This window comes from Flavobacterium arundinis, assembly GCF_038289855.1.
Lineage (GTDB): Bacteria > Bacteroidota > Bacteroidia > Flavobacteriales > Flavobacteriaceae > Flavobacterium > Flavobacterium arundinis.
In genome coordinates, this window is sequence record NZ_JBBYHR010000011.1 from 87603 (window position 1) to 114286 (window position 26684).

Consider the following 26684-nt stretch of genomic DNA (forward strand, 5'->3'; position numbering starts at 1 on the left):
TTTGCCTGTTTTTGCGTAATCTTATAGAATCTGTTATTAAGTTATATGGCAATGAAAAAATTACTCCTGCTGATTATCACATTATGTTTTTTGTCGAATGCCTATGCCCAGCCATCAAATGACAACTATACCCTTACCATCAAAAAAGGTAAAGAGGTTAAAGAACGTGGCAAAGTATTTTGGGCGATCCCGGTTACCCTGACAAATTCTTCTAAAGACACTCTTAAATATTATTCGATGTCGTGTTCGTGGCAGGAATTTTATGATGTTGATAATCTCAATTTAAATGTGGAAGGAGTTCCTTGCGACAAAAATATCCCGGAAATTTTACAGCTTGCACCCGGACAAAGAAAGACTGTCATCCTTCGGTTAGAGCTTACCGGTAATAGTTCCAAAATAAATTTCAGGGTTGGATTAAACCTGATACATTATTCGGGAAAATGGATGCATGGTTGGGATCTGCCTCATTCCCCTAAAAACATGATCTGGTCCAACCAAATAACAATGGAAAGAGAAAAAGAGTAACCTGTTAATATTAACAAAGCCCGTTAAGCAATTGCTTGTCGGGCCTTTATATGGTTTTATCCAGAATATTAGAGAATCATCGTCAGTGCTATCCTTTTCCTGTCCTCATCCACCTCGGTTACTTTTACGGTAACATGCTGGTGCAGCTTTACCACCTCGTTTACATCGGATACAAAGCCTTCTTTCAATTGCGAAATGTGTACCAGTCCGCTCTCTTTTATGCCGACATCGACAAAACACCCGAAGTTGGTGATGTTGTTCACAATGCCCGGCAATATCATTCCGCTGCGCAGGTCTTTAATGGTTTTTACGTTTGGGTCGAACTCGAACATCTTAGCCGACTTCCGCGGGTCGAGTCCCGGTTTTTCTAATTCTTTCAGGATGTCTTTAAGGCTGAGCAGCCCGATATCTCCGGTAATGTATTTGTCAACCGGGACTTTGGAGATCGCTTCCTTATTCGATATCAGGTCGGATGTTTTCAGCTTCAGGTCTTTCGCCATTTTCTCTACAATCGGGTAGGCCTCCGGGTGTACCGCCGAGTTGTCCAATGGGTTCTCCGCATTCGGGATGCGGATAAACGCCGCCGCCTGTTGGTAGGCCTTCTCCCCCAGCCTCGGCACTTTTTTCAGTTGCTTGCGGTCTTCAAACGGGCCGTTCTCCGCGCGGTACGCCACGATATTCTCGGCCAGCTTTTCGCCAATGCCCGATACATAACCCAGTAGTGACTTACTCGCCGTATTGATGTTCACCCCCACCGAGTTCACGCACCTCATTACAACAGTGTCCAGCTCGTCCTTTAGTTTTCCCTGGTCCACGTCGTGCTGGTACTGGCCTACGCCAATTGCTTTCGGATCGATCTTTACCAGCTCGGCCAAAGGGTCGCTCAGGCGGCGGCCAATGGAAACGGCGCCCCTCACGGTCACATCGTAATTAGAGAATTCGTCCCTCGCAATTTTTGATGCCGAGTACACCGATGCCCCTGCCTCGCTCACGATGAACACCTGCACGGGCTTGTCCCACGCGATTTTTTTTATAAAATGTTCCGTTTCGCGGCTGGCGGTACCATTTCCAATGGATATCGCATCAATCTTATAGGCATTCACCATAGAACGTATCTTTTTCATGGCGGTGGCGCTTTCGTTTTGCGGCGCGTGCGGGAAAATGGTCTCGTTGTACAGCAGCCCGCCGTTCTCGTCCAGGCACACTATTTTACACCCCGACCTGAATCCCGGGTCTATAGCAAGGATGCGCTTTTCGCCCAGTGGCGGTGCTAATAGCAGCTGTTGCAAATTGGCAGCAAACACCTGTATGGCCACCGTATCGGCTTTTGCCTTTGCTTCCTGCAGCACTTCGTTGGATATGGCAGGTGCCAGCAGCCTTTTATAACTGTCATCGATCGCGAGCTTCAGCTGTTGTGCGGTCTCCCGTTTATTTTTTATGATGGTTTCCTCCATAAAGTCGAGCACCTCATCATTATCAACCTCGACTTTAAGTTTTATAAAACCTTCATTTTCGGCACGGAGCATGGCGAGCAGGCGGTGCGATGGCGCCTTGGTTAGGTTCTCACTCCAGTCGAAATACTGCTCGAATTTTTTGGCTTTCTCGTCCTCTTTGCCCGCCTTGGTGATCTTCGTTCCTATGGCCGCTTTGCGGCCGAAAATTTTCCGGAGCGATTTACGGATGTACACGTTCTCATTGATCCATTCGGCAATGATGTCGCGCGCGCCCTGCAATGCCTCATCTTCGTTTCCTACCTTATCGTTCAGGTATTTGGAGGCAAGGAAGTCTATGTCGTCGGCGTTTTGTGCCATGATCAGTTTCGCCAATGGCTCCAGGCCTTTTTCGCGGGCTGCATCGGCGCGGGTCTTCTTTTTCTTTTTGTACGGGAGGTAAAGGTCCTCCAACTCGTTCAGGTCGAAGCTGGCAGTTATTTTATGCTGCAATTCGGCAGTAAGCGCGTTTTGCTCGGCAATGCTTTTCAGTATCGCGTCCTTGCGTTTTACGATAGCATCATACGCTTGGCCGGACTTTGCGATCTGCTCGATAACCACCTCATCGAGGTTGCCGGTCTTGTCCTTACGGTAACGTGCGATAAAGGGAATGGTGCAGTCTTCAGACAGTAGTTGCAGTGTGGCTTCGATGCTTTTTTGCGGCGCGGTAACCTGTGCGGAGATGTATTGGAGGTTTGTCATGGATTAGAAATTTTAGGGATACAAAGATGGAGAAAAAGTTTTTTGGAAGATTGTTGCATATTAAGATTTTTTTCTACATTTGACACAAATACCGATGATTAAAAACAATTAAAGCCAAAATAAATTATTAACGTATATCCTCCTTATCATGAAAAACATCTTACCCCTAGCTACTTTTTTATTATTATTAATAACCAGTGCAAGTGCACAGGAACGTGTAAATGGTGTTAAGCCAACATTTACTGCGGAATCAGGCAAGCTGACCTCAGCAACGGGGTGGGCTCTTAATTCCGCTGACAAAGACTGGGTGGACTACCCCAATATGATCAGTGAGGATAAAGATTATAAAGGCGAATATGTAAGTGCTATGGACGGCCTGGCACAGTCAATGACGGATCAAAGTTTTTTAAGCATCCAGACTAAAGCGCTAAACTATAAAGATAAAAAGTATTTTGTGATCCTTGTGGAAAAATGGGAAGGACGTCAGGAACACTCCTACAGTAGTTATTCTACCATTAAAGAAACTGTTGGCTATATTTTTACTGAAGCGGAATATAAAAAGCTTCAAAATATTGTCAAGCCGGTGAGCCTTAAAACTAATATGGTCGCCAGATTGGAGTCAGCTGATTTGACCGATGCAAAGCTGATTAGCGAAATACAGCAAAAGATTAAAGATCCTTATAAATCATCCGATCAATTTTATTTTCATGTAATAAAGTCAACTGAAGGAAAAATACGTTTTTTCCTTCCTGAAAAATTTGGTTATACCGATAAGCATGAATTTGCGGTTTCATATTTTGAAACCGAAGCTGAAAATTTTAATAAAATAATTTTGAAATAACCTGAATCCGCCAAAAAATAGGCGGATTTTTTATTCCTGCTGGTACAAACCTCAGCAGTTGCAGTGTGGCTTCGATGCTTTTTTGGGGCGCGGTAACCTGTGAGGCGATGTATTTGTGGTTGTGTTGGAGTGGAAAGTTAGGGATATAAAAATTTCAATTAAATTGGAGTTGTTTATTATTTTTCGTTCTTCTAGCCTGAAATATCATTCAGAAATATATTATTTTGTTTTAATAAAAGTAAGTGTATTTTTATACCAAACTAAAATCTATATCCAATGAGTATATTCTCTGAGATTCTTGAACGTTCGAAGCTAAACAGTGAACTTATAGGGCTATGGAAATATAATGATGATGATGGCTTTTGGTGTGGCAGTGTTATTGATTATAATGATGAAATTATTACCATACAGCATTATACCAAATTTGGTAAAAAAGACGGCATTTTTATCGCTCAATCTTCTGATATAGAAAGTGTTGATTTCAACGATGATTATGCAATTGCTATGCGGTATCTTATAGAAAACGCCAACGAACTGGACAATCAGGGCACTATTGACCAAATCATACTGGAAGAGGATTGGCAATATGAGGTGTTGAATCAGGTAAGCGGAAGTGTTGAAAAAATCGTTAGTGTTGAAATAAATGGAGATAGTTATTATTCCGGATTTGTCCAGCGAGTTACCGAGGTCGATTTTGTAATGCTGTGTGTTGGGAAAATGGGCGAAAATGAAGGCTTGGTTTTGCGTAAGGTGGCGGATATAACCGGTTTTAAAATAAATGACTTGGATAATCGTAAAAGGCTTATGCTTTACAATTGGAGAAATGCAAATAAATAAGTCCTTTTGTAGTAAGCCTTAAGCTCAAGGGTCACATTACTGGAGGCAAAATTCCCTTACCAGCACTCGGAAAATCAAATTCAGGATGTGAGATTTCTCCACTCCGCAGGCTCCGGTCGAAATGACACAGAACACCTAAAACAATTTTCAAAATTCCCTACATTAGCCTTACAAATACAACCCTATGCAAAAAGGACGATTAGAGGCATTCAGCGATGGAGTGCTGGCCATAATACTAACCATTATGGTACTGGAGATCAAAGTACCGCACGGTATGGAGTTTAAGGACCTGCTGCCGTTGGTGCCGGTGACCCTTAGCTATGTGCTCAGCTTTATCTATATCGGTATTTACTGGAACAACCACCACCACATGATGCATACCGTCACTAAGGTGAATGGCGCTATATTGTGGGCCAACCTGCACCTGTTGTTTTGGCTTTCGCTGGTACCGTTCGTGACCGGGTGGATGGGGGAGAACCATTTTGGTCCGGAGCCGATGGCGCTGTACGGATTCATCCTGCTGATGGCGGGTGTAGCCTATGTCATCCTCCAGAACCTTATCATAAGATCGCAGGGAGAACAGTCGCTACTGGCGGTGGCTATTGGCGGCGACATCAAAGGCAAGCTCTCGCCTGTGCTGTATATTGCCGGTATCGGTTGCAGCTTTGTAAGCAGCTGGCTTTCGGGGTTGATATATGTTGCTGTGGCGCTGATGTGGCTTATTCCGGACAAGAGGATTGAGAGAACGGTGGGGTAAGCCTCACCCCCGACCCCTCCCCAAAAGAGGCTGAAAGCCGAACTGGCGAAGCAAAAGAGAGGGGAGGAGCTGCACTCATACTGATTAGTCCTCACCCCTCCCGATAGCTATCGGGATCTCCAAAGGAGAGGGTGACGCAACGTAAAACTCTTGCCGATCAGGCCATTAAGAATCTAAATATTATGCAACCCGAACTTTCTAAAACCCTTGACCAATTAGAAAACACCGACTGGGGTGAGCCAACTTACAGTTCCTACCTGGTGCGGACCTGCCATGCATTGCGGAAAAAACCATTGCAGGATTTTACTATTGAAGATTTGCGCATCATGATCGGGCAGAACATTTCACTGGAATACCTCATGCCGCTGGCCATCCCGGAGCTTGAAAAAAACATTCTCGCCGAAGGCGATTTTTATCCCGGCGACCTGCTTAAAGCGGTACTTTCCGCCGAAGGAGGTTTTTGGGAAAAACATCAGGGAACGCATGAGAGGGTCGCAACGCTTTTCCGGCAGAATATTAATATTTTTGAGAGTAATAAGGAATTTAAAGAAATTAATAAGGCGTTTGAAGGGTTTGAGGGAATTGTTTTTCCGACTGAACTTTTGTCGAAAAAGAGGGGGAAAAAGGCGTAACACTCTTGCTATCAATGTCATTCTGACGCAGGAAGAATCTCTAAAGATGAGATTCTTCACTCCGCAAGCTTCTTTCAGAATGACAGACCCTTAACACGAAATCTTATCCACCCTGGTTTGGTGCCTGCCGCCTTCAAAGGCAGTATTCAGGAACGTATCCACCATTTCGATAGCTTGCTGTATCGCTGTAAATCGCGCGGGGATGCTGATGATATTGGCATCGTTGTGTTGGCGCGCCAGCGCCGAAATCTCTTTGGTCCAGCACAGGGCGGCGCGTACTTTTTGGTGCTTGTTGGCGGTCATAGCCACACCATTGCCGCTTCCGCAGATGATAATACCGAAATCAACGGTGCCATTCTCTACGTCATTCGCAACAGGATGTACAAAATCAGGATAATCAACACTGTCGAAAGTATCGGTACCGTGATTGATTACTTCTATACCTTTGCTTTCAAGGTGTTTTACGATGGCAAGCTTGTAGTCGGGACCGGCGTGGTCGTTTCCTATGGAAATTTTCATATCTAAAATTTAGTGTGTTGTTGTATCGTGTAAAATTAGGAATAATGATCTGTAATCTCAAAAAAAGATAGCTTTGTATTCAATACAAAAATCCAAATGAAATATATTGATAAACAGAAACTCCTTACCTATTTGAAATTAAAAAAAGAAATGGCTTTGTTTTTAGGGGTAGGCGAATACTTCGAAAGCAAAACCTTCGACTGGATAAAACTTGAATACTATCCTAACAGAATTAAATGTACGAAAATCAGAACTTTTGATGAGGGAGCTGCTATATCTAATGATATAAAGTCATTCTCTACCCTAAATGATCTGGAAGGAGAAGAGGAACATGTGGTAGGGACATTAGAGCATTGTTTAGATTGGATCACCACAAATGAAAATGCCGATGCAGGCAAATTTATCGTGACTGAAGATTTAAATGAAATATATTCGGTCCTCGTGGAAAACGGAACTTTGGGAAATTGACAGCCTTGCCATAAAAGATAAGCTTCATTGCGTTCTATAAAGTTAGGTCAATTTTTAATTTAGTATTCACCTCATACAGACCCGGAAATGATTTATATGTACTGTTGCAATAACCGCTTACTAATCAAAAAGTTATTGATATATTACAATTTACTGGCCTATCAATATACTCTGTAAAATGTTAAAATCCTACATTGTTGATAAATTAATAAAGTTGCTGTAAACAAAGGATTTAAAATTTAACAGATATTGTTGATAACTAAAGATGGAAAAAGAGAAGTTTTTTAGGAACGGTAAGCAAATTTTTATAAGACAAAAACCAAAGCACATTTCCAAATTTATTTCTTACTATTTTATGGGAATGTTATGAAAAGGTTAACACAGTTTATTAACAGTAATTAACAAGTGAACTTATCAAAAGAACAGATATGAAAACGGTAGTTAACCATTGTTAATAACCTTTTACGAAAATTACGAAAACACCTAATTTTTATCCCTTTACGTTTTCTTAACATTGTTGAAACCTTTGTACAACTTTCAATAAGTCGGAAATAGAATACTTTTCAAAAAAAGTTATTGCGGCTATTAACACGCTATAATCACCACCAAAATTTTTAAATTTAAATAAATCTTTTTTTGTTGTATTTAATAACTGTTGAAAACCTTTTCAGGATTTAGACGATTTTTAAATTGTCATTTGAAAGAAATTGGTCAAGGATATTTTTTACGGTGTCAAGATCGTTGGGATGTACCTTCAATTGGATTCCCCCGAATGCGTGTGAGTACATGGGTGCAATACCGGTCATCATCTCATTCTCGAAGTAATGCGTAATTTCTGCTTCCTGTAATAAATGTTTTATGACAGTTATTTCATGCGGATAAGTAAAGACTGCAGCCGTTATAAATGGGTTCATATAGGTATATTATTAGGTAAAGCCTGTATAAATTTAGGCATTTAAAAGTTATTATTTCATTAAAGACAGCCAGTTATCTAATAGTTATTTGTAATTTTCACGAATTATTTTAAATTATTATGAGCAACAGGAACGGAAAACCGTCAGCTAAAAAGGAAAAAGATTTTTCAGGAAAAATTTACAAGATACTCGCAAAAGACCCTAATAAGTCTTTTAATTACAAGCAGATCGCTGCGGTATTGGAACTTACTGACACCAAAAGCAGGAACGAAATCATCAAGGAACTAAAGATATTAGCTTCCCAGGAACAGATAGAAGAGACCGTTAGAGGGTCATACAAAGTAATCGCGAAAACCGATTATGTAGAAGGCACGATAGACATGACCAGCAGGAAAACAGCTTATTTTGTTTCGCCTGAGGTTGAAGAGGATATTTTTATCCCAACGAACAACCTTAACAAAGCGCTTGATAAAGACAAGGTTAAAGTTTATATTTATAACAGGAGGAGAGGGCGCAGGCCTGAAGGTGAGGTAGTCGAGATCATTGAACGCTATAAAACCGAATTCGTGGGCGTGATCGATATACAAAAGAACTTTGCTTTTGTATCTACTGCCAACCCTAAGATGTACACGGATATTTTTATCCCGAAAAACAAAATGGGTGATGCCGAGCATGGCGATGTGGTATTGGTAAAGCTGGAAGACTGGCCTGCCAAAGCCGACAGCCCCTTCGGTGAAGTGATAAAAGTCCTTGGCAAACCGGGAGAACACAATACAGAGATCCATGCTATATTGGCCGAATATGGCCTCCCGTATGATTTCCCAGTTGATGTAGAGGTATTTGCACAAAAAATAGATACCGAAATACATGAAGATGAAATTGCCAACCGCAGGGATATGCGCAAGACACTCACGTTTACTATCGACCCCCGTGATGCAAAAGATTTTGATGATGCCTTATCCTTCCAGAAATTGGAGAATGGCAATTATGAGATAGGTATCCACATTGCTGATGTATCGTATTACCTGAAAGAAGGGACCATACTCGATGCGGAAGCCTACCAGCGTGCAACATCGGTTTACCTGGTAGACAGGGTAGTACCGATGCTTCCGGAAGTATTATCGAATTTTGCGTGTTCGCTAAGGCCGCACGAGGAGAAATATACGTTCTCCGCTGTGTTTGAAATGAATGAAAAAGCAGAAGTGGTGAACCAATGGTTTGGCCGTACTGTTATTTATTCGGACCAGCGTTTTGCTTATGAGGAAGCGCAACATATTATAGAGACGAAAAGTGCCACCATACCGGCTGAAATATCATTGACTGATACAGCGTATACTGTGAGCGATGATATCATGAATGCGACGCTTAAAATGGACCAGCTGGCCAAGATCATGCGAAGGAAACGACTGGCAAGCGGCGCTATTTCTTTTGATAAGGTAGAAGTGAAGTTTATCCTTAACGAAGAAGCAGAGCCTACCGGTGTTTATTTTAAAGTTGCTAAAGATGCTAATCATCTTATTGAGGAATTCATGCTATTGGCCAATAGGAAAGTAGCTGAATTCATTGGTAAACAGAAGAAAACATTTGTATACCGTATCCACGATGAACCTAATGAAGACAAGCTTATCGCGCTGCAAACCATTATTGCGAAATTTGGTTACAGCATTAATTTCAAATCGAAAAGCCTCATATCGAAATCATTGAATAACCTGCTGCATGATGTACAGGGTAAAAAAGAACAGAACCTTGTAGATACCCTGGCGATTAGGAGTATGAGCAAGGCTAAATATTCTACCCATAATATAGGGCATTACGGGCTTGCATTCGATTACTATTCGCATTTCACGTCGCCGATACGCAGGTATCCCGATGTAATAGCACACCGTTTGCTGCAGCATTACCTTGACGGAGGAGCGTCAGTTGATGAGGAAGTCTATGAAGAGCAGTGCAACCATTCCTCAAATATGGAGTATATGGCAGCACAGGCCGAGCGTGACAGCATTAAATACATGCAGGTAAAATATATGCTTGACCATAAAGATGAAGAATTCCTGGGTGTTATTTCCGGTGTAACTGAATGGGGAATTTATGTGGAAATTGTTTCTAATAAATGCGAAGGCATGTGCCGCATCCGCGAAATAAAGGACGATTATTACACATTTGATGAAAAACAATATGCACTGGTTGGAGAGGTGACTAACAATATCTTACAGCTTGGCGACGAGGTGTATGTAAAAGTTAAGAACGCCGATTTAGTTAAGAAACAGCTTGATTTTACGCTATTAGGAAAAAAAGCGCAAGAATAATATTTTGCCACGAATTACACGAATTTTTTTGAAGCACATAAAATTATTTTATTCATTTAAATACTTATTCATTAAGTTATCTGAATATGTAATTTGTGAAAATTAGTGTAATTCGTGGCTAATTATATAATACCTGTAACACTGGTTCAATTTTTGAGTCTTTACAGAAATCTAATCATTCAAAAAACAAAGAGTATGAAAAAGTTTATTGTAATAGCATTTTTAGGATTGGCGCAGCTGCTGTCGGCACAGTCGACACGAACGATAGGGGAGTTCTCTACCGTGAAAGCATTCGACCAGATCGATGTGTTGCTTATAAAATCGAAAGAAAATAAGGTTGAGATAAGCGGTTCACGTAAAGACGATGTAGAAATTGTAACCAAGAATGACGAGCTGAAGATACGAATGAAGCTTACAAAGCTGCTGAAAGGCGATGAGATCAGTGTTACTGTGTATTATACCGGGAATATCGATCACGTGGAAGCCAGTGAAGGTGCAAGGGTAGCATCGCAGGATCTTTTTAAAGCAACCTCTTTTGAGCTGAATGCCAAAGAAGGTGCCGAAATAAAATTAAAGTTAGATGTGAAGAAACTAAAATCAAAAGCAAGCTCAGGCGGAATACTAAGTGTTGACGGCAGCGCTGCTAACCACGACGTTGTAATCACATCCGGCGGTATATTGAATGCTACTAACCTTGAAACTTCGCAAACAGCTATCAGTATTAATGCCGGCGGGGAAGCAAATATCAATGCAAGCGAATATGTGGATGCCAAAACCAGGGCAGGCGGCGATATTAAAATTTATGGCAACCCTAAACAGGTAGACAAGAAACAAGTTATCGGCGGAACTATAACGATAGTAGGACAATAGCCTATAATTATAAAGATTAAATGAATCAGCCCCGGAAAGCAATTGTTTTCCGGAGCTGATTTTTTTGTATCGGCAAGAAAGTAATTTATCATTCAAATTTTAGGCATTTCTTGCCGATAACGGCAAATATTATAGTATTTAAATTTTTTACTCAAAACTGTAACATTCAATAAATACTGTAGTCTTTGTTCTAAATGCATTAAATTAAAACCTAATACGATAACTATGAAAACATTATTTGCAATTGCCGCCCTCGCTGCCTGCCAGCTTACCTTGGCACAGAAAACACAAGACCTTAAAGACCTGAAAAGGATTACACTAGGAAGCGATATGACGCTGAACTTGGTGAAAGGCTCTGAAAATAAAATTGTGTATAACGATGAAGAAATCGATGTAGACTTCAGCAACGGCAGCCTGCAAATTAATGGGGACGGGAGTGTAACAGTATATTACAAAAATGAACTGGAAAGCATTACGGCAGGATCAGATGCGCATGTTAGTGGCAGCGATGAGATAAATGGAAAATCTTTTACACTAACTGCCGGTTCGGACAGCAATATTGATCTTAACCTGAATGTGAAAGACCTTACTGTTGCTGCCGGATCTGATGCTCAGGTTACCCTTTCAGGAAAAGCAGATAAAGCAACGGTTGCTGCCGGATCTGACGCTGAATTTAATGGTAAGGAATTGAGCGTAAAGGGTGATGCGGATGTTACCCTTGGATCGGATGCTGAAGGCAGGATAACAGCCAAAGGTACTGTGAATGCTGTTGTTACATCGGATGCGCAGCTTACTATATATGGCGGCCCAAAGAAAGTTAATGAAACAAAATCAGGCGATGCCGAGATTATTGTGATGCAATAGTCTTTTATTAAATAAATACCAAAGATTAAGTAAAAAACCTAAAAACATAGTATGAAAACATTTCTTGCCTTAGCTGTGATGGCTGCATGCCAGTTTGCCGTAGCACAAAATATAACAGAACTTAAAAGCTTCCGCGGATTAGCAATAAGCGGCAATATTGACGTTACACTTGTAGCATCCAAAGAGAACAAGCTTGTAATAGAAGAGGGCGATCCCAAAGGCCTTAAAATAGGCTCTGATGAAGGGAACCTGGCCCTGAGCACAAAAGGCAATGCGGGTTATGAAGTTACTTTATATTTCAACGGCCCTATAGAAGAAATGGCGGCATCGGGTGGTGTAGAAATCACTACTAAAGGCACCATCAAGGGAAAAAATATGGAAGTAAGTATTGCCGGAGGGTCTAAAGCTACATTGTCACTTGATATAGACCACCTTTCCACAGCTATTGCCTCGGGTTCTGAAATGACACTCAGCGGAAAAGCAAAGAATATGGAAGCGGCTGTAGCCTCGGGTGGGGAACTGGAAGCGGGCGGCTTCAAAACTGAAAACAGTTCTGCAGTAGTAGCTTCCGGTGGCGAGGCAAAAATATATGCTACAGGAAATGTTGATGCAACAGTAGCTTCGGGTGGCGAGCTTACTATACTTGGCAACCCTAAGAAAGTGAACCAGGTTAAGGCCGATGGCGGAGAAATTAACGTGGTGAAATAAGTTTTCTGATTTATAATTATGGCCCTGCCGGAGTGTATTTTTATGCATTACGGCAGGGTTTTTTAGTTTACACAAGCTTCATAGTAGGATAACAGCTTTCAAATAAAAATTTAAAATTGTAACTTGCCCTCTTAATCACTGATATGTTAGAGGACATTTTAAGCGCTATCCCACTGGGATTTTTCCTGAGTGTTATGCCCGGCGCAGTATTTTTTGTATTACTCGAAACGAGTGTAATTAAGGGCTTTAGGTCGGCAATTGCTTTTGACCTTGGCGCCATAACCTCTGATATCATTTTTATCCTTATCGCTTATTTCAGTAGTTACAAATTACTCGAAAAAATAAAAGATGAGCCTGCCCTGTTTATATTCGGCGGTCTTATTATGCTTACTTATGGGCTTATTTCATTCTTTAAGATCAGGAAAACTTCAAAAAACGAACTTATTGATGATGCCTCACGCGATATTATCAAAAAAAATTATTTCAACCTTTTTGCGAAAGGCTTTATCCTTAATTTCATCAACATCGGCGTATTGGGATTTTGGCTGGCCATCATCATTACATGGGGTCCGCAGCTTGACCTGAAGCCATCGCGCATGTTTGTTTTCTTTGCATCGGTAATTGGCACTTATTTTGTTATTGACATCGGCAAGATAATGTTGGCTAAGCAGTTGCGAAGCAAGCTTACCATAAAAAACATTACGAAAATCAAGCAGGGGATAAGCATTATCCTTATGGTTTTCGGAATTGCGCTACTGGTACAGGGATGGTTCCCAAAGGAAATGAATTCTACCATTGAAAGGCTTGAGCAAAATGCCGGCAGCAACGCGCATAGTGCGGATTAATCAATTTCAGATTTCAGAAGGTAGATTTCAGATTGAGCTTCACTCTTGCCGGATATGGAATGGCCCACGTTGCGCCCGTCATTGCGAGGAGGAACGACGAAGCAATCTTTCTTTGTACTTCCACGTCCCATTTTGAGATTTCTCACTTCGCAAGCTGCGTTCGAAATGACAAAACTCCCTATAAAATTGGTGGAAATTTGTGTAATTCGTGGCAAAAGAAATCCGCGTTAATCTGCGTGATCCGCGTTCAAAAAAGCTTAAAACAAAAAAAGCTGCCTTTTCAGACAGCTTTTCAGAGGCATCTAGCGGATTCGAACCGCTGTAGCAGGTTTTGCAGACCTGTGCCTAGCCACTCGGCCAAGATGCCATAATAATATGGTTGGCAAATTTACATATATTTTACACTAACGCAAGAAAAATAACTATAAACTGCAATAAAAATCAAGTTCGGTATTCTTCAAGCTGGATAGTTACCGCTTCGACATCGCCGCCAATGGGTGGGTTAAGCTTTGAAACTGAAAGCACTATCCTCGAAACTTCGGGCAATTCGCCAAAAACACGCTTCACGATGCGTTGTGCTACATGCTCCAGCAAGTTTGACCGTATAGCCATTTCTTCCACCACAATTTTATTCAGCTGTACATAATCCACGGTATCTGCAAGTTCATCGGTCTCCATCGATTTACGGAGATCGGCCTTAATTTCAAGGTCAACACGGTAGTCTGAGCCTATTTTGCTTTCCTCTACAAGGCAGCCGTGGTAAGAGAAAGTACGTATGTTTTGAAGTTTTATTATTCCCATTTCTTTAGAGTTACAAAGTCTCAAAGTTACAAAGTTGCAAAGTCTTTGAGCGCATTTTTAAATATTTTCTGGTACAAATTTAATCATCATGTCTTAAGAAACTTTGCTACTTTGCTACTCTGCCACTTTGCAACTATTTGTTACATTTGCACCTCATACAAGAAAACTATGTCAACTGAAGAAAAATCGCTCAATTTTATAGAGCACATTATAGAAGAGGATTTAGGAAAAGGACTGCCGCAGGAAAAACTGCGTTTCCGTTTTCCACCGGAGCCTAACGGTTACCTGCACGTAGGCCATGCCAGCGCTATCTGCCTTAATTTCGGATTAGGGTTAAAGTACAATGCGCCTGTAAACCTGCGTTTTGACGATACCAACCCGGCCAAGGAGGAGCAGGAGTATGTAGATGCTATAAAGAAAGATGTGCAATGGCTTGGCTACGAATGGGCCGAGGAGCGTTACGCATCCGACTATTTCCAGGAATTGTATGACTGGGCTATTCAATTTATTAAGAAAGGCGTGGCCTATGTGGACAGCCAGTCCTCTGAAGAAATGGCAAAACAAAAAGGATCGCCTACACAACCGGGAACGGACAGCCCTTACAGGAACCGTTCGGTACAGGAAAACCTTGACCTTTTTGAAGGCATGAAGAATGGTGATTTTGCCGAAGGTACCCATATCCTGAGGGCCAAAATAGATATGAAATCGACCAATATGCTGATGCGTGACCCGATCATGTACCGCATATTGCACGAGCACCATCACCGTACCGGCGACCAATGGTGCATATACCCAATGTATGACTGGGCCCATGGCGAAAGCGACTACCTCGAGCAGGTATCGCACTCGCTGTGTACACTCGAATTCCTGCCACACAGAGAGCTTTACGACTGGTTCCTGGATCAGATATACGATGAGACTAGAGTTCGCCCTAAACAGCGTGAATTTGCCCGCCGTAACCTGAGCCATACCGTAGTTAGCAAGAGAAAGTTGTTGCAACTGGTAAAAGAAGGCCATGTAACCGGATGGGACGACCCACGGATGAGCACCATAAGCGGCATGAGGAGAAGAGGCTATACGCCTGCTGCCATCCGTAATTTTGCCGATACCATTGGTGTTGCCAAAAGGAACAACCTTATCGATGTTTCGCTTTTGGAGTTTTGTGTGAGGGAAGACCTGAACAAAACCGCACCGCGCGTTATGGCTGTGCTTGACCCCGTAAAGCTGGTTATAACCAACTATCCGGCGGGTAAAGAAGAATGGCTTGAAGCTGAAAACAACCCGGAAGATGAAAGTGCAGGATCGAGGGAAATACCTTTTTCCGGTGAGCTGTATATCGAGCGCGAAGACTTTATGGAGGAGGCCAACAGCAAATATTTCCGCCTGACATTAGGTAAGGAAGTAAGGCTGAAAAACGCTTACATCATTAAAGGCGAAAGCGTTTTAAAAGATGCTGAAGGCAACATAACTGAGATACACTGTACGTATGACGAGGACAGCCGAAGCGGAAGCGGGAGCGAGGCCAGCATGCGCAAGATAAAAGGTACGATCCACTGGGTGTCGATACCGCATGCCGTAAAAGCGGAAGTGAGGATATATGACAGGCTGTTTAGCCACGAAGCACCGGACGGGGATAAAGATGTTGACTTTAAAAGTTTCATCAACCCCAACTCGCTGGAAGTGATAACAGGCTACCTTGAGCCGGGACTGAAAAGCGCCGAAGCAGGGGAGCGGTACCAGTTCCAAAGGCTGGGTTATTTCTGTGTTGATAAGGACAGCAATGCCGAAAGGCTTGTGTTCAATAAGACAGTAGGGCTTAGGGATACCTGGGCGAAACTGGAAAATAAAGACTAATGAGTATTGATAAGTTATCCGATGCCTGGCTCTTTCAGGAGCATTCTAAAGAAACAGTCAGGCGTTGGGTAAACAATCTCCATTACTTTTATTTCAGGCGTGCCTGGGGAGGCCATGCCAATGATGGAGATGAATTTATTGCGAAATTCTCCTATGAAACCAGGCAGGATCTCCTGTCGAAACTTGATAGGCTTGGCATTCAGCTAAACAAACTTGCTGAAAATCATCCAAAGCCGGTTACAGGGAAGCGGTATACGGCTGACGAATTTGCAAAGTTTAAAAATGCGATAAAACAATTCGCAGACCTTGAGCAACCGGGCCACAGTATTGTACTTGGCCACAAGGCATTTATTTGGATTTCGGAGACTACTATCGACATTACAATTATAAATCCTGAAAATCCTTATTCGTTAACAGAAAAGGATTTTCAAATTTGCCTTGATCTTGAAAAAGAATTTGATGTCATTGGCTTTTCAAATTTTATTGACAGGTCTTTAGAAAAAAATTTGTGCGTACTATCAGCACATAAATATCCTGAGCTATTTGATGTCGATTAATTATAGTAAAAAACTATGATTTTGTAAATTTCTTTCATTTATATCTATTATTGTAAATAATGATAGTTTTTAAGTTGGCTATTGGATTTCACTATCAAAAGTGACCTCACAGAATCATTTCTCCTGCATTATTTTTTGTAAGAAACCCAAAGCCTTATAATGAACAATAAAAACAGCTTAAATCGCCTAATTTTCTTTTTGTGCATACTTTAGCGTTCAATTAACTACACATTAACATCCTACAAAATTTAATTTGCCGTATCTTTATATAAAGAAATTATTAATCTAAAAAATAAAAGTTATGGCTGGTAAAACAGGAACAATAGTAGCTGTCCTTGCGGGCGCTGCGGTAGGTGCTGCTCTGGGAATTTTATTTGCTCCGGACGAAGGCGCAAAAACAAGGAAAAAAATTAAAGATGGCGTTGGCGCTAAAACCGATGAGCTTAAAGACAAGCTTAGCGAACTTACCGAAACGGTAAAAAGCAAATTTGGTGGTGCAAAACAGGATCTTGAAAGCTCATTAGACAACCTTGTGTCGAATGTAGAAGACAAAGCCGGTGATGTTATCGCTACATTAGAAAGAAAATTGGAAGAGCTAAAAGCAAGAGGCGCATCAGCAGCCGGTACTAACGGTACATCTGGCGGAAAATAATAAAGTACAGCTATGGGATTTGAAGAAGTAAAGGAAAACGCGGAAGATTTAAAGAATGAGGCCAAACGACTTGTCGATGCCAACTTAAGGTACTACAAGCTGTGGGGCTTTAAGATCCTCATGAAATCGACCACCATGATGCTCAAGCTTTTTCTGCTTGCAGTAATGCTCATGATCGTTACCATATTCTTCTCCATTGCCGCTGCGCTGGGTATTGGGTACTGGCTTGATAATTTTGCCTGGGGCTTCCTTATCGTTGGCCTTATTTACCTGGTGCTCGCTATAGTAGTATATTATGTACAGGATAAGATCGTTGAAGGACCTATGCTGTCGCGCTTCTCAAAAATATTCCTGAAAAAATATTAAATATGAACACGAAAGTATACCGTACCTACGACGAGATAAACCGGGATCTTGAGATATTAAAGGTTGAGAAAGACCTTGCTTATGCCCGGTTCAAAAAAGACCTTGATGAAACAAAAGAAAGCCTGCAGCCCATGAACCTGATAGGGGAGACCCCACGAAAGGTGCTTGGACTTCTTGGAGCATTTTCCGGCCCGTTAAAAAGTGCAGCCCTAACGTGGCTGTTCAAAAAAATGTTTTAACTGGGGAAATGAAAATGCAAAAGCCGCTGATGTTATGTCAGCGGCTTTTTTTGATCCGGGTTCCTCTTCAAAGAAAAGGGGGAGTTACATTAAAAGGATACCGAATACGGATACAAATCAATCATGATTCATCTGATCTGTGGTATCCGTGTTTACAATCAAACAGGTTACTTCTGTTTTTTCATTTCTTTGTTTTCCTTTTTTCCTGGCGGTAGGCTTTCATCTCATCTTTATCAATGAATGAATCCTTGTTGGTATCGATAGTTGCAAAGTTCTCTTTCAGTTTTACTTTATCGCCTTTATCCGCTTCGGCCTTACTTATTTTGCCATCGTTGTCGGTATCCAGCTTTGCAAACATTTCGCCTTTTCCTTTTCCATCATGTTTTTTTTCCTTTTCCTGTGCAGTTGCTGCCGCTGTGGTAAACAATGCTGCGAGCATCATTACGCCTAAAAACTTCATTTTCATAATTTAAATGTTTTTTGATTTTAGTATAAGACTGTGTTTTATTCTTTGGGTTTAAAGCAGTTGCAAAATTTAACATTAAGGCATAAAAAAACCGCTGAATCCAGCGGCTTAATTTCTATTCGGTTTTGTCTTCCGGATCTGCTGATGGCAGGGCAGGAGGTAAGGGAGTGTTTTTCCGTTTCTCTTCCTCGCGTTTCCTGTTGCCTTTCTTTATCGACTCACCTACCTGGTTGGAAGCAGTGAATGAGGCCACCATGTTGTTCAGCATATCGCTGCCCGCCTGTGGCGAATTCGGCAATAAGATCAGGTTAGAGTTGGTATCGCTTCCTATGGCCTGTAGTGTATCATAATGCTGTGTTACCACAATAAGGGCAGAAGCTTCCTGCGAATTGATTCCAACCTTGTTCAGTATATCCACACTTTCTACAAGCCCTCTCGCTATCTCCCGCCTTTGGTCGGCAATACCCTGGCCTTGTAATCTTTTGCTTTCTGCTTCTGCTTTTGCTTTGGCAACGATGCGGATACGCTGTGCTTCAGCTTCATATTCAGCAGCCGATTTTTCGCGGTCAGCGGCATTGATGCGGTTCATGGCATGTTTCACCTGAGGGTCGGGATCAATGTCGGTGATAAGGGTATTAATGATGTCATAACCATAGCCTGACATAGCCTCGTTCAGCTCACGTTTTACAGCAACGGCGATATCATCCTTACGTTCGAAAACATCATCCAGTTTCAATTTCGGTACCTCTGCACGAACTACGTCAAATACATAAGAGGTTATCTGGTCATGTGGAAATTCCAATTTATAGAAAGCATCGTACACTTTTTCCTGTATCACTTTAAACTGCACTGACACCTTCATTTTTACGAATACATTCTCTTTAGTCTTGGTCTCGATAATAACATCCAGCTGCTGTATCTTCAGGTTCACCCTGCCTGCAATACGGTCAATAAGCGGTATTTTCAGGTGAAGTCCTGCCTGCCGGATGCTGTGGTACTTGCCAAAACGTTCCACGATAACCGCCGTTTGTTGTTTGACAGTAAAAAAGGAAGAGAGAAAAATGAGCAACCCTAAAAAGATAACTACTCCTAATACGACATTTTCCATGTTTTTTATTTTAATTGATTGTTGGTAAGATACGAAATTTAGGCAAAACCACAAATTCTATGTTCCCCTAACCTGCAAGGTTTTTGCAACCTTGTAGGTTTATAAAAACAAAAAACCTCCCCAAAGGAAGGTTTTGTCTATTTAATTTAAACTTACAAAGTCTTGGAGACCTTTCAGGTTTTTAGAGTGTTTCCATTGCCTTTCTAATCCTGGCAATCGTTTCTTCTTTTCCTATAAGAGCGATTATATCAAACAGGTGCGGACCTTTCATAGCGCCTACAAGGCTTAAACGCAGCGGCTGCATTACCTTGCCCATCCCGATGCCGTTTTCTTCTATCCAGGCCTTGGTAACGGCCTCGATATTGGCAGAGGAGAAGTCATGCGTATTCTGTAGTACAGTTATAAGCTGTTCCATAACTTCATTGGTTTCAGGCTTCCAGTTCTTAGTGGCTTTCTCATCATAAGATGTTGGCCCTATAAAGAAGTAGTCGGTCAAATCCCAAAGTTCGCTGGCGAAAGTAGCGCGCTCTTTTACAAGGCGTACCGCTTCGGTAATATACTCAACAGGCTTATTGATCCCTTTCTCCAAAAGCACCTGAGAGAGTTCTTTAGCTAAAACTTCATTGTCCTGCCTGCCAAAGTACTGGTGGTTGAACCACTTGTTCTTCTCCGGGTCGAATTTGGCGCCTGCCTTATGGACACGCTCAAGGTCGAACAGGTTTACAAGTTCATCTAACGTAAATAATTCCTGGTCAGTGCCGGGATTCCAGCCGAGCAACGCAAGAAAGTTGATTACCGCTTCAGGGAGGAAACCATTTTCCCTGTAACCGGAAGAAGTAGTGCCATCAGGATTTTTCCATTCTAACGGGAATACCGGGAAGCCCAGCTTGTCGCCATCGCGTTTCGAGAGCTTGCCGTTGCCTATTGGTTTTAATATCAATGGAAGGTGGGCAAACTGCGGCGCTTCCCAACCGAAAGCTTTGTATAAAAGTTCATGGAGCGGCATTGAAGGAAGCCATTCCTCGCCACGGATCACGTGGGTAGTTTCCATAAGGTGGTCGTCTACAATGTTGGCCAGGTGGTAGGTAGGCATACCGTCGCTTTTGAACAATACCTTATCGTCAAGTAAATTAGTTTCAAACTTTATATCGCCACGAATGATGTCATTAAGGTGCAGCGTCTCGCCTACAGGCGTCTTGAAGCGGATGACATAATGCTCACCGGCATCGATCCTTTTTTGGGTTTCTTCTTTCGAAATAACAAGCGAGGTGTCGAGTTTCTCCCTGTTGCTGTGGTTATAGATGAAAGTCTTTCCTTCGGCTTCATCCTGTTTGCGGAGTTCATCAAGCGCTTCGGCAGTATCAAAAGCATAGTACGCCCATCCTGAGTTAATCAGTTCGTCTGCATACGCACTGTATATCGCTTTCCTTTCGCTTTGGCGGTACGGCCCGAAACCGCCTTCTTTGCCAATGCCTTCATCAAAAGGTATGCCCAGCCAGTTGAGGGCTTCGATGATGTATTCTTCTGCTCCGGGAACGAAACGGTTCTGGTCGGTATCCTCTATACGCAAATAGAAAACGCCGCCATGTTTCTTAGCAAACAGGTAATTGAAAAGGGCGGTCCTGACACCGCCTATGTGTAATGGCCCGGTCGGGCTTGGCGCAAAACGCACACGAACTTGCTTTGGCATTGGTTGTAAATTTTGGGTGCAAAGATAGGGGAAAGAAGTGGCAAAGTTGCAAAGTCTTAAAGTTTGCAGACCTCACCCCCGGCCCCTCTCCGAAGGAGAGGGGAGCACTCAGGGCCACTTACTCAACCCGATGATGGGACTTTATAAGGCGTGAGTGAAGCTTCTCCCTCTCATTTGGAGAGGGCTGGGGTGAGGCCAATTCAACGTTATTAACAGTCAAAATTCTTTGCGAATCTTTGTGCTCCTTTGCGAATCTTTGCGAAATAGCCTCCAACAGTCTAAGAATCAAAACATCTAACAATTCTTTCCCATATCATAGAATGCCTTTTTTAACGTTACTTATCCAACGGAATTTGTATTTTTATCGGTTATTAACAATTGTCAACATTTTGGAAACAAAAAACATCATATACGCCAAGCTCGAAGCATTCATCAAAAAGTATTACACCAACGAGCTCCTACGTGGAACAATCTTCTTCATAGGCCTCGGATTGCTCTATCTCATCTTCACTTTGCTGGTCGAATATTTCCTTTGGCTGCCATCGGGAGGGCGGACAGCGTTGTTCTGGGTCTTTATCGGGGTAGAGGTATTCCTGCTGTTCCGGTTCATATTATTCCCAACTTTCAAATTATTCAAATTACAAAAAGGCATCGACTACCGCCAGGCTTCCGATATTATCGGCCGCCACTTTAGCGAGGTAAGCGACAAGCTGACCAACTTCCTGCAGCTTTCGGGACAAACCCAACAGTCGGAATTACTTGCCGCTTCCATCGAACAGAAAGCCAACAGCCTCCAACCGGTACCTTTCACAAATGCTGTAAATTTCAAAAAGAATTTAAAATATGTTCCGTATGCGGCCATTCCGTTGTTGCTGATAGTGTTTTTCCTGATCAGCGGCAACTCATCTGTATTAACAAAAAGCTTCGACAGGGTAGTGCACTACAGCAAACACTACGCCCCGCCTGCACCATTCGAATTTGTGGTGACCAACAATACACTTACCGCAGAGCAAGACACCGACTTTTTATTGGAAGTAAAAACGCAGGGAACTGTTGTGCCGGAGAATGCGATGATCACCATAGGCGAAGAGAATTACTATTTAGAGAATGTAAAGCCGGGCGTGTTCCAATACCGATTTGAAAAGCCGACAAAGAACCTTGAGTTTCAATTAAAGGCCAATGACGTTACCTCACAACCCTATGAGCTGAACGTGGTGGCCGTTCCTACCATTGCCAATTTTGAAATGGTACTCAACTTCCCGGGCTACCTTGGCAAGAAAGCCGAAGTTGTACGTGGAACAGGAAACGCCGTTGTACCCGAAGGCACAAAAGTAACCTGGAGGGTGGAAGCGCTTGCGACCAATAAAATTGAATACAGCAGCAATGGCGCACTCACGTCCTTCAATTCAGGTGAAAATGGCTTCTCCCTGTCGAAAAGCATCATGCAAAATACCGATTACCAGATACTTACTTCGAATGATAAAGTAAAACACCACGAAAAGCTGCAATACCAGATAACAACCATCAAAGACCAGTACCCAACCATCGCTGTAGAGAGCGCTCCGGACAGCCTGAAGTTGCAACGAGACATCGTTCTGGGTCAGCTAAGTGACGATTACGGGCTTACGAAACTACAAATTGTATATTACCCTCAGGACAATCCTAATGCTGCCAAACGCGCCAACCTTCCCGTGAAGCGCGAACCTGTGGATCGTTTCTATTATTCGTTCCCAACCGGACTTGATATAAAACAAGGCGTTAACTATGAGTTCTATTTTGAGGTATTCGATAACGATGCGGTGCACAATTATAAAAGCACGAAGTCGTCTGTATTTTCGCATAGGGAAATGACCGAGGAAGAGAAGCAGGAAAATGCGCTTCAGGAACAGAACAGCAATATCAACAGCCTTGAGAAAACCATAAAGAACCAGGACAAGCAGCTTAGCGAACTGGAAAAGCTCCAGAAGATGGGCAAGGAGAAAACCAATATGGACTTTAAGGACCAGAAAAAGGTGCAGGATTTCATCAACCGCCAGAAGCAGCAGGACGAGATGATGAAGGAATTCTCTAAAAAACTGAATGATAATCTGGAACAGTTTAACCCTGAGAAGAAAGACGAGTTTAAGGAAGAGCTTATGAAGCGCCTTGAAAAGAATGAGAAGGAAGCCGAAAAAAACCAGAAGTTATTGGACGAACTGAAAGAGCTTACCAATAAGCTGAAAGAAGAAGAGCTGTTCGACAAGATGGATAAGTTCAAGCAGAATGCCAAGGACAATTCGAAAAACCTTGAGCAGCTGGTGGAATTGACCAAGCGTTTTTATGTTGAGAAAAAAGCAGAGCAGATTGCAGAAAATCTCGAGAAGCTGGCTGACAAGCAGGATAAGCTTTCCGAAGATAAAGACAACAATACTGAGAAACAGGATGCTATCAACAAGGAGTTTGATAAACTTCAGGAGGAGATGCGTGAACTGGAAAAACAGAACGAAGAGCTTAAGAAACCCATGGATATCCCTGACGATGAAAAGCAGGAAAAGAGCATTGAGGAGGATATGAAGAAGGCTTCGGAAGAACTGAAGAAAGAAAACAAAGACAGCAAGGCGAAAAAGGATAAAGCTAAACCAAAGCAAAAATCGGCTGCTGAAAAGATGAAGCAAATGGGCGGCCAGATGATGGATGCCATGTCAGGTGGGGAGATGGAGCAGATGGAAGAAGATGTGAAGATGCTCAGGCAGATACTTGATAATCTCCTGGCCTATTCGTTCTCGCAGGAGGATGTAATGGGGCAGTTCAAATCTACAACAGGGCGTTCGGCCTCTTATGCCAAATACCTTAAGAGGCAGCAGGATCTGAAGCAGCAGTTCCGCCATGTGGATGACAGCCTTTTTGCGATGTCGCTGCGTAACCCAAGGATATCAGAAGAAATAACTAAGGAGGTTGGTAATGTACATTACTATGTAGATAAGGCTTTGGCCGACCTTGCAGAAAACGTCGTGCCTAGAGGAATATCGAACCAGCAATATGCCATATCATCGGCGAACAAGCTTGCCGATTTCCTAAGCGATATACTTAATAACATGCAGATGCAAATGCAGGGTATGGGAGAAGGCAAAGGACAAGGTAAGGGGCAGGGCAAAGGCAAGGGAAGCGGTGAAGGAATGCAGCTCCCGGACATTATAAAGAAACAGGAAGGGCTTGCTAAAAAAATGCAGGATGGCATGGAGAAAGGTGATAAAGGCAAAGGTAAAAAACCAGGCGAAGGCGAAGAACCCGGCGGCGGCAAAAAAGGAGGTAAAGACGGCAAAGGTGAAGGCCAGGGCCAGGGTGGTGAAGGAGAAGGCGAAGGCGGAAATGAAGGCGATGCCGGTAAACTATTAGAGATATACAAAGAACAACAACGCTTGCGCGAGGAGTTGCAAAAAGCGCTGGATAAGCAGGGAATGGGAGGCAACGGACAAAACGCAATGCGCCAGATGAAAGACATCGAAAAACAATTGCTCAACAAAGGCATGAACAGGCAGACGATGGAGAAGATGCAGAACCTTAAGCACGAGCTTTTGAAACTTGACAAGGCTATGCAGCAGCAGGGCGAAGAGAATAAAAGGCAGTCGCAAACCAATAAAAAGGAATACAACAATGCCGCGAAGGAACTCCCTGATGCTCTGAAAGATTATTTGAATAGTGTAGAGATATTAAACAGACAAAGCCTACCTTTGCGCCCGAATTTTAACCAAAGGGTGCAAACCTATTTCAGGAAAGATGATTAGTTTTAATTACGAGACAGGGTTTGAGCTTGGCAACGAGCAGCAGTATGAAGAATGGCTTTCTGCGGTCATTGAGTCGGAGGATAAAAGCGAGGGGGAGATCAATTACATTTTCTGTGATGACGATTACCTTCTCAAAATGAACGAGGAATTCCTTGACCACGACACGCTCACGGACATCATTAGTTTCGACTATACCATGGGCAACCTTATCAGTGGCGATATCTTTATATCGGTAGAAAGGGTAAAGGAAAACGCTGAAGAATTCAACGTTCCTTTCGAAGAAGAAATCAAGCGCGTAATGGCGCATGGCATACTGCACTACTGTGGCTATAAGGATAAGACCGATGAAGATTCGCAGGTGATGAGGGAGAAGGAAGACGAAAAGATTAAATTATTTTAATATTAGCGTATGAAAAAAATTTTACAATATATCCTGTTTTTAATGTGCAGTGCCAGCTACTCACAAATTGTATCATTAGATGAGTCATTCAATACTACCCAATTTCAACAGGGTAGGAGAGTAGTAGACATTTTAACTCAGCCCGACGGGAAAATTTTAGTAGCTGGTAATTTTACATCATATAACGGCGTTGAACATAATAGTCTTTTGAGGTTAAACATTGACGGATCATTAGATACTACCTTTGATCCAGGAATGAGCACAGGGTTAAATGGACAATACTACATCACGTCTTTGGCAATGGACTCATTTGGCAAGATATATGTGGGCGGAAATTTTAATAACTTTAATGGTTCTTCCAAAAAAGGAGTAGTGAGATTAAATGCGGATGGTAGTGTTGACCCTACTTTTACATTCGATTTTTTTTCACCGAATTCCCAAGCATCTGTTGTATATGATCTGGCTTTTGATAGTTCAGGAAAGCTTTTAATAGCAGGAAATTTTTGGACAACCACTCCTTCATGGGGTTCTGCGACCGGGCTGATGAGGGTTAATTATGACGGCAGTTATGACAATTCGTTTACCCGTATAGCGGGTGATAATGATGTAATCTTTAAAGTTTTAGTACAACCCGATGGTAAGGTACTTATTGGAGGCTACTTCAATATTTCTACAGCCCCAAATGATGCAGATGGCTTAGCTCGTCTTAATGCCGATGGAACTTTAGACGTTTCTTTTCTGTCAGAAAATGATGTCTTTGGGTTTATTTATGACATTTATGTTGATTCGAATAATAAAATCATTTTAGGTGGCCTTTTTAAAAAATCTTTTTTTTCAAACCAATGGAATATTTTGGCGCGATTTAATGATAGTGGATCTGTTGATGATAGTTTTAATGCCTTTGAAGTCGGTTTCTTGTCTACTTCCAATAATGTTGTTTACTCAATTAAGCCTTATGGTAGTGATATTCTTATCGGTGGGCGTATTCCGTATTATAATGGTAACCCGGCAGGTGACTTGATGTTAATTGGTGAAAATGGAATTGCAGATACTTCCTTTGATATTGGTGAAGGATTTGAGTCGTTATCCGGTGCCGCGGAGATTAACTGCATTACAACACAAGATGACGGAAAAATTATAGCGGGCGGGTATTTTTCAAGCTACAATGGCTCTACTGTTCATGGTTTGGCAAGGCTTCTACCTTCAAATCTCGGTCTCGAAGTTCCTGAATCCTCACAGTTTTCTACAATAGTATTCTCTGAAAATTCTGTTGTACATTTTAATGCAAGTAATGATATATCTCAAATTATCGTTTATGATACTTTAGGCAGAGAGGTGCTTTATAAGAAGGGAATTTTCAATAAAGAGTGTTTAATTGACAATCTTCCTGCCCAGCAGGTTCTTATAGCAAAAGTAACATTTACTAATCAAACGGTTCAATCAATAAAACTACTTAACTAGTGTTCCACGTGGAACAACAACGAACAACTGCTTCGAAAAGGAACGTTC

26 protein-coding genes and 1 tRNA gene are annotated in these 26684 nt (G+C 42.1%); 19 read left to right on the forward strand and 8 right to left on the reverse strand.

Going from position 1 to position 26684, the window contains the following annotated elements:
• Positions 1 to 51 precede the first annotated feature (51 nt).
• The gene (locus AAEO56_RS17310; RefSeq protein ID WP_341698331.1) at positions 52 to 525 is read left to right on the forward strand and encodes a hypothetical protein; all 474 of its coding nucleotides are present in this window, start codon (positions 52 to 54) and stop codon (positions 523 to 525) included.
• 68 nt (positions 526 to 593) lie between these two features.
• On the opposite strand, the gene AAEO56_RS17315 is transcribed toward AAEO56_RS17310, so the two are convergent.
• Complete coding sequence (locus AAEO56_RS17315; protein WP_341698332.1) at positions 594 to 2717, reverse strand: Tex family protein; 2124 nt, start codon at positions 2715 to 2717, stop codon at positions 594 to 596.
• A 148-nt stretch (positions 2718 to 2865) separates the two neighbouring features.
• On the opposite strand from AAEO56_RS17315, the gene AAEO56_RS17320 reads away from it, so the two are divergent.
• The 4 genes from AAEO56_RS17320 (at position 2866) to AAEO56_RS17335 (ending at position 5784) form a co-directional block, all read left to right on the forward strand.
• Positions 2866 to 3558, forward strand: coding sequence for a hypothetical protein (locus tag AAEO56_RS17320; protein ID WP_341698333.1), 693 nt, complete (start codon positions 2866 to 2868; stop codon positions 3556 to 3558).
• Positions 3559 to 3834: 276 nt separating this feature from the next.
• Positions 3835 to 4395 carry a hypothetical protein gene (locus AAEO56_RS17325; protein WP_341698334.1) on the forward strand — a complete coding sequence of 187 codons (561 nt, stop codon included), beginning with the start codon at positions 3835 to 3837 and terminating at the stop codon, positions 4393 to 4395.
• A gap of 184 nt (positions 4396 to 4579) precedes the next feature.
• Positions 4580 to 5152, forward strand: coding sequence for a TMEM175 family protein (locus AAEO56_RS17330; protein ID WP_341698335.1), 573 nt, complete (start codon positions 4580 to 4582; stop codon positions 5150 to 5152).
• 182 nt (positions 5153 to 5334) lie between these two features.
• Positions 5335 to 5784, forward strand: coding sequence for a contact-dependent growth inhibition system immunity protein (locus AAEO56_RS17335; protein ID WP_341698336.1), 450 nt, complete (start codon positions 5335 to 5337; stop codon positions 5782 to 5784).
• A 90-nt stretch (positions 5785 to 5874) separates the two neighbouring features.
• On the opposite strand, the gene rpiB is transcribed toward AAEO56_RS17335, so the two are convergent.
• Positions 5875 to 6303, reverse strand: a complete 429-nt coding sequence (rpiB, locus tag AAEO56_RS17340) for a ribose 5-phosphate isomerase B (RefSeq protein ID WP_341698337.1) — start codon at positions 6301 to 6303, stop codon at positions 5875 to 5877.
• Between the two features lie 96 nt (positions 6304 to 6399).
• On the opposite strand from rpiB, the gene AAEO56_RS17345 reads away from it, so the two are divergent.
• On the forward strand, positions 6400 to 6771 hold the full coding sequence (locus AAEO56_RS17345; RefSeq protein WP_341698338.1) for a hypothetical protein: 372 nt from the start codon (positions 6400 to 6402) through the stop codon (positions 6769 to 6771).
• Positions 6772 to 7445: 674 nt separating this feature from the next.
• Here AAEO56_RS17345 and AAEO56_RS17350 read toward each other — a convergent pair.
• Positions 7446 to 7685: a DUF2007 domain-containing protein gene (locus tag AAEO56_RS17350; protein ID WP_341698339.1), complete on the reverse strand. Its 240-nt coding sequence runs from the start codon at positions 7683 to 7685 to the stop codon at positions 7446 to 7448.
• A gap of 119 nt (positions 7686 to 7804) precedes the next feature.
• Between AAEO56_RS17350 and rnr the strand changes: the two genes are divergently transcribed.
• From rnr to AAEO56_RS17375, 5 genes are all read left to right on the forward strand, one after another.
• Positions 7805 to 9991 carry a ribonuclease R gene (rnr, locus tag AAEO56_RS17355; RefSeq protein ID WP_341698340.1) on the forward strand — a complete coding sequence of 729 codons (2187 nt, stop codon included), beginning with the start codon at positions 7805 to 7807 and terminating at the stop codon, positions 9989 to 9991.
• A 195-nt stretch (positions 9992 to 10186) separates the two neighbouring features.
• Positions 10187 to 10861 (forward strand): head GIN domain-containing protein, encoded by a 675-nt coding sequence (locus AAEO56_RS17360; RefSeq protein ID WP_341698341.1) that lies wholly within the window; start codon positions 10187 to 10189, stop codon positions 10859 to 10861.
• 225 nt (positions 10862 to 11086) lie between these two features.
• Positions 11087 to 11725, forward strand: a complete 639-nt coding sequence (locus AAEO56_RS17365) for a GIN domain-containing protein (RefSeq protein WP_341698342.1) — start codon at positions 11087 to 11089, stop codon at positions 11723 to 11725.
• A gap of 51 nt (positions 11726 to 11776) precedes the next feature.
• Entirely contained in the window at positions 11777 to 12433 is a 657-nt protein-coding gene (locus AAEO56_RS17370) for a head GIN domain-containing protein (protein WP_341698343.1), read from the forward strand.
• A 143-nt stretch (positions 12434 to 12576) separates the two neighbouring features.
• Positions 12577 to 13278, forward strand: coding sequence for a LysE family translocator (locus tag AAEO56_RS17375; RefSeq protein WP_341698344.1), 702 nt, complete (start codon positions 12577 to 12579; stop codon positions 13276 to 13278).
• Positions 13279 to 13574: 296 nt separating this feature from the next.
• On the opposite strand, the gene AAEO56_RS17380 is transcribed toward AAEO56_RS17375, so the two are convergent.
• Positions 13575 to 13645, reverse strand: a tRNA-Cys gene (locus AAEO56_RS17380).
• Between the two features lie 74 nt (positions 13646 to 13719).
• On the reverse strand, positions 13720 to 14079 hold the full coding sequence (gene folB / locus AAEO56_RS17385; RefSeq protein WP_341698345.1) for a dihydroneopterin aldolase: 360 nt from the start codon (positions 14077 to 14079) through the stop codon (positions 13720 to 13722).
• 168 nt (positions 14080 to 14247) lie between these two features.
• Here folB and AAEO56_RS17390 point away from each other — a divergent pair, with 168 nt between their 5' ends.
• The 5 genes from AAEO56_RS17390 to AAEO56_RS17410 all read left to right on the forward strand — a co-directional run bounded on the left by AAEO56_RS17390 (position 14248) and on the right by AAEO56_RS17410 (position 17747).
• Positions 14248 to 15933, forward strand: coding sequence for a glutamine--tRNA ligase/YqeY domain fusion protein (locus AAEO56_RS17390; protein ID WP_341698346.1), 1686 nt, complete (start codon positions 14248 to 14250; stop codon positions 15931 to 15933).
• On the forward strand, positions 15933 to 16490 hold the full coding sequence (locus AAEO56_RS17395) for a hypothetical protein (RefSeq protein WP_341698347.1): 558 nt from the start codon (positions 15933 to 15935) through the stop codon (positions 16488 to 16490). Before AAEO56_RS17390 ends, AAEO56_RS17395 begins: the two co-directional genes overlap by 1 nt.
• 301 nt (positions 16491 to 16791) lie before the next feature.
• Complete coding sequence (locus AAEO56_RS17400; RefSeq protein ID WP_341698348.1) at positions 16792 to 17142, forward strand: YtxH domain-containing protein; 351 nt, start codon at positions 16792 to 16794, stop codon at positions 17140 to 17142.
• Positions 17143 to 17154: 12 nt separating this feature from the next.
• A complete protein-coding gene (locus AAEO56_RS17405) occupies positions 17155 to 17508 on the forward strand; it encodes a phage holin family protein (protein ID WP_341698349.1) in 354 nt (117 codons plus the stop codon).
• Positions 17509 to 17510: 2 nt separating this feature from the next.
• Complete coding sequence (locus AAEO56_RS17410; protein ID WP_341698350.1) at positions 17511 to 17747, forward strand: DUF6327 family protein; 237 nt, start codon at positions 17511 to 17513, stop codon at positions 17745 to 17747.
• Positions 17748 to 17928: 181 nt separating this feature from the next.
• Here the strand turns inward: AAEO56_RS17410 and AAEO56_RS17415 are convergent, their stop codons facing one another.
• From AAEO56_RS17415 to gltX, 3 genes are all read right to left on the reverse strand, one after another.
• The gene (locus tag AAEO56_RS17415) at positions 17929 to 18213 is read right to left on the reverse strand and encodes a hypothetical protein (RefSeq protein WP_341698351.1); all 285 of its coding nucleotides are present in this window, start codon (positions 18211 to 18213) and stop codon (positions 17929 to 17931) included.
• A gap of 115 nt (positions 18214 to 18328) precedes the next feature.
• Positions 18329 to 19321, reverse strand: coding sequence for an SPFH domain-containing protein (locus tag AAEO56_RS17420; RefSeq protein WP_341698352.1), 993 nt, complete (start codon positions 19319 to 19321; stop codon positions 18329 to 18331).
• Positions 19322 to 19502: 181 nt separating this feature from the next.
• Positions 19503 to 21011: a glutamate--tRNA ligase gene (gltX, locus tag AAEO56_RS17425; RefSeq protein WP_341698353.1), complete on the reverse strand. Its 1509-nt coding sequence runs from the start codon at positions 21009 to 21011 to the stop codon at positions 19503 to 19505.
• 389 nt (positions 21012 to 21400) lie between these two features.
• On the opposite strand from gltX, the gene AAEO56_RS17430 reads away from it, so the two are divergent.
• The 3 genes from AAEO56_RS17430 to AAEO56_RS17440 are packed head-to-tail and all read left to right on the forward strand — an operon-like array spanning position 21401 to position 26636.
• Positions 21401 to 24775, forward strand: coding sequence for a DUF4175 family protein (locus AAEO56_RS17430; RefSeq protein WP_341698354.1), 3375 nt, complete (start codon positions 21401 to 21403; stop codon positions 24773 to 24775).
• A complete protein-coding gene (ybeY, locus tag AAEO56_RS17435) occupies positions 24768 to 25175 on the forward strand; it encodes an rRNA maturation RNase YbeY (RefSeq protein ID WP_341698355.1) in 408 nt (135 codons plus the stop codon). Before AAEO56_RS17430 ends, ybeY begins: the two co-directional genes overlap by 8 nt.
• Positions 25176 to 25184: 9 nt before the next feature.
• Positions 25185 to 26636 carry a hypothetical protein gene (locus AAEO56_RS17440; protein WP_341698356.1) on the forward strand — a complete coding sequence of 484 codons (1452 nt, stop codon included), beginning with the start codon at positions 25185 to 25187 and terminating at the stop codon, positions 26634 to 26636.
• The last annotated feature ends 48 nt before the right edge of the window (positions 26637 to 26684 follow it).

Coding starts and splice junctions, on each gene's coding strand:
- AAEO56_RS17315 (WP_341698332.1), bottom strand. CDS start 2,717: ATGACAAACCTCCAATACATCTCCGCACAGGTTACCGCGCCGCAAAAA.
- AAEO56_RS17440 (WP_341698356.1), top strand. CDS start 25,185: ATGAAAAAAATTTTACAATATATCCTGTTTTTAATGTGCAGTGCCAGC.
- AAEO56_RS17325 (WP_341698334.1), top strand. CDS start 3,835: ATGAGTATATTCTCTGAGATTCTTGAACGTTCGAAGCTAAACAGTGAA.
- AAEO56_RS17375 (WP_341698344.1), top strand. CDS start 12,577: ATGTTAGAGGACATTTTAAGCGCTATCCCACTGGGATTTTTCCTGAGT.
- AAEO56_RS17415 (WP_341698351.1), bottom strand. CDS start 18,213: ATGAAAATGAAGTTTTTAGGCGTAATGATGCTCGCAGCATTGTTTACC.
- AAEO56_RS17320 (WP_341698333.1), top strand. CDS start 2,866: ATGAAAAACATCTTACCCCTAGCTACTTTTTTATTATTATTAATAACC.
- AAEO56_RS17365 (WP_341698342.1), top strand. CDS start 11,087: ATGAAAACATTATTTGCAATTGCCGCCCTCGCTGCCTGCCAGCTTACC.
- rpiB (WP_341698337.1), bottom strand. CDS start 6,303: ATGAAAATTTCCATAGGAAACGACCACGCCGGTCCCGACTACAAGCTT.
- AAEO56_RS17335 (WP_341698336.1), top strand. CDS start 5,335: ATGCAACCCGAACTTTCTAAAACCCTTGACCAATTAGAAAACACCGAC.
- gltX (WP_341698353.1), bottom strand. CDS start 21,011: ATGCCAAAGCAAGTTCGTGTGCGTTTTGCGCCAAGCCCGACCGGGCCA.
- AAEO56_RS17350 (WP_341698339.1), bottom strand. CDS start 7,685: ATGAACCCATTTATAACGGCTGCAGTCTTTACTTATCCGCATGAAATA.
- AAEO56_RS17410 (WP_341698350.1), top strand. CDS start 17,511: ATGAACACGAAAGTATACCGTACCTACGACGAGATAAACCGGGATCTT.
- AAEO56_RS17310 (WP_341698331.1), top strand. CDS start 52: ATGAAAAAATTACTCCTGCTGATTATCACATTATGTTTTTTGTCGAAT.
- rnr (WP_341698340.1), top strand. CDS start 7,805: ATGAGCAACAGGAACGGAAAACCGTCAGCTAAAAAGGAAAAAGATTTT.
- AAEO56_RS17400 (WP_341698348.1), top strand. CDS start 16,792: ATGGCTGGTAAAACAGGAACAATAGTAGCTGTCCTTGCGGGCGCTGCG.
- AAEO56_RS17370 (WP_341698343.1), top strand. CDS start 11,777: ATGAAAACATTTCTTGCCTTAGCTGTGATGGCTGCATGCCAGTTTGCC.
- ybeY (WP_341698355.1), top strand. CDS start 24,768: ATGATTAGTTTTAATTACGAGACAGGGTTTGAGCTTGGCAACGAGCAG.
- AAEO56_RS17405 (WP_341698349.1), top strand. CDS start 17,155: ATGGGATTTGAAGAAGTAAAGGAAAACGCGGAAGATTTAAAGAATGAG.
- AAEO56_RS17360 (WP_341698341.1), top strand. CDS start 10,187: ATGAAAAAGTTTATTGTAATAGCATTTTTAGGATTGGCGCAGCTGCTG.
- AAEO56_RS17420 (WP_341698352.1), bottom strand. CDS start 19,321: ATGGAAAATGTCGTATTAGGAGTAGTTATCTTTTTAGGGTTGCTCATT.
- AAEO56_RS17390 (WP_341698346.1), top strand. CDS start 14,248: ATGTCAACTGAAGAAAAATCGCTCAATTTTATAGAGCACATTATAGAA.
- folB (WP_341698345.1), bottom strand. CDS start 14,079: ATGGGAATAATAAAACTTCAAAACATACGTACTTTCTCTTACCACGGC.
- AAEO56_RS17330 (WP_341698335.1), top strand. CDS start 4,580: ATGCAAAAAGGACGATTAGAGGCATTCAGCGATGGAGTGCTGGCCATA.
- AAEO56_RS17345 (WP_341698338.1), top strand. CDS start 6,400: ATGAAATATATTGATAAACAGAAACTCCTTACCTATTTGAAATTAAAA.
- AAEO56_RS17395 (WP_341698347.1), top strand. CDS start 15,933: ATGAGTATTGATAAGTTATCCGATGCCTGGCTCTTTCAGGAGCATTCT.